The organism is Allorhizocola rhizosphaerae (genome assembly GCF_003426775.1).
Lineage (GTDB): Bacteria > Actinomycetota > Actinomycetes > Mycobacteriales > Micromonosporaceae > Allorhizocola > Allorhizocola rhizosphaerae.
Genome location: NZ_QJUG01000447.1, coordinates 1 through 2,218 on the forward strand (window position 1 = coordinate 1; position 2,218 = coordinate 2,218).

Genomic DNA, 2,218 nt, shown 5'->3' on the forward strand with positions numbered 1-2,218 from the left:
GCGGCGGCACGCGCCTGCTCGCCATCGCGCGCCTCGGCCAGCAGCGCGCGGCACCAGACCAGGGCCGACCAAGGCGCGGGCGCGGTGGCGTCGCCGAGCACGCGCTCGAACGCCTCGGCCAGCTCGGCGGCCTCGTCGAGCCTGCCGAGCCCGATGAGCGCATAAACCCGGGTGGGCACGACCTGCGCGCCCCACATCCAGATTCCTTTGTGGATGGTGATGTCGACCGGCTCGTCGGTGAGCCGCAGGGCGTCCTCGAACTCGCCGTCGGCAAGGTGCAGCCCGGCCAGCGCGACCGCGCTCTCGACCAGCCGGTCGGTGGAGTTGCGTTGCTCGCCGTCACGCCTGGCGTTGAGCAGGTGCCGCTGGGCCTGCTCGCGATTGCCCAGAGCCGCGTGCAGCATGCCGGCGATGAGCGCGGCCTCGCCCCGCCCGTCGGGCAGCAGCACCTCGTCGTCCATGAGCTCCTGCAACCGTTGCGCGAGCCCGTCCCACGAGCCGGTGAGCCAGTCCAGGCGGGCCTGCATGACCGAGATCATGGCGTGGCAGCGGGGCAGCTCATGCCCGTCGAGCACGCGGAAGGCCGCCGCGATCAGGTCGCGTGCGGAATCGTAACGCCCCCAATGCATCGCGGCTTCGGCGAGGTTCTTGCGCGCCACCGCGCTCGTGTTGGCCTCGGCGGGGCTTGCCGTCCGCTCCGGCAGCTGCTGTGCCTCCGTCCACGCGGCGGGCTCCTGCCCGAGCAACACCAGCGCCAGAATGCGGTCGGCGGTCACGACGAGCCGCTCCGTGGGGACGAGCGACTCCGGGAGTCGGGTCTCGCGCAGCCAGCGCAGGTGTTCGGCCGCCGGCCGCACGTCACCCAGGGGCACGGCCAGGAAATGCCGCCCGCGGATGGCCTGGAACGAGTCCTCGGGCAGATCGGGGACGGCCCGCTCCATCTGCCGCCGGGCCGCGTCGAACGCGGACGTGACCATGAGCAGCCGGCCGAGCTGGAACCGGACGGCCGCCCGTTCGCCGGGAGTGAGCGTGTCGCGCCGCAGCGCCGCCTCCAACACCGCGATCACGTCGGCGAACTGTTCGGTCCGGGCAACGGCGCTGAGCATGCCCGCGAACCGCACCAGCTCGTCCACGGGCAGATCGACTGACGTGAGCAGGCGGTGAAGCAGATAGCTCACGGTGTTTTCGTCGCCTGACTCGCGGCACAGGGCAACGGCCTGCTCGACATGGCGGCAGCAGTCGGCGATCTGGTCGGACTCGCGGAAGTGGCGCACCAGCTGGATGGCCGGCACGGGGGTCGTGTTCTCCAGCGATCGGCCGGCGAGCAGGTGCCTGTGCCGACGCTCAGGCGCGGGAAGCTGTTCGTACACCGCGCGGCAGACCAACCCGTGGCGGAACGACAGCAGGCCGCGCGTGTCCTCCGACAGCACGCCCGACGTGAGCGCGGTCGCGAGCCCGGCGTCGAACCGCTGCGCTGGGAGCTCGGCCACTGCCGCGACGGTTGCCGGGCTCGCGGCGTCACCGAGCACGGCCGCCGCATTGAGCACCGTGCGCGTGTCGGGGTCGAGCCGCGCGACCCGTTCGAGCACCGCGTCACGGATCGTGGGCGGCACGTCGATGTCGGCCAGGCGGCGCCGGAACCACTCACCGCGCCGGCGCACCAGGTCGGCCCGGTCGTGCATCAGCCGCACCGACTCCTCCAGCGCCAGCGGCAGGCCCTCGGTGCTGCGGTGCAGGAACGCGGCGAACTCCGGCGAGACCGCCTCGCCCGCGAGCATCGACGAGACGAACGCGGCGGTCTCGTCGACGGGCAGCGGGCCGAGCGTGAGCCGCAGCCCGAAGGTGGGCAGGCGAGCGGAAAGCCTTCTGAGCAAACCATCGTCCGGTACCTCCTCCGGCCGGTAGGTCACCACGACGCTCACCGGCGGCTGCGGGCGGGACAGCAGGAACAGAAGAAACTCGATGGTCGCCTCGTCGGCCCAGTGCACATCGTCGAGCACCAGGACCGTCACGTCCAGGCCGCCGATCAGCTCCACGAGGGCCCGGAACAGCCGGTGGCGTGCGGCGGTCGCATCGGGCAGCGGCTCGGGCGCGGGCGGCAGGTCGGCCGCCCACTCCGGGAACAGCGGGCGCAGCGCACCGGCCAGGCCGCTCAGCCGTGGCCCGGACGGCCGGTCGGCGAACTCGCGGACCGCGTCGACCACGGGCCCGAGCGTGT

General features: G+C 72.9%; 1 protein-coding gene. It reads right to left on the reverse strand.

What is annotated here, in order from left to right; genetic code table 11:
- A partial coding sequence (locus DM816_RS41600) for an ATP-binding protein (protein ID WP_117215906.1) occupies positions 1-2,204 on the reverse strand: 2,204 nt, incomplete at its 3' end.
- Positions 2,205-2,218 lie beyond the last annotated feature (14 nt).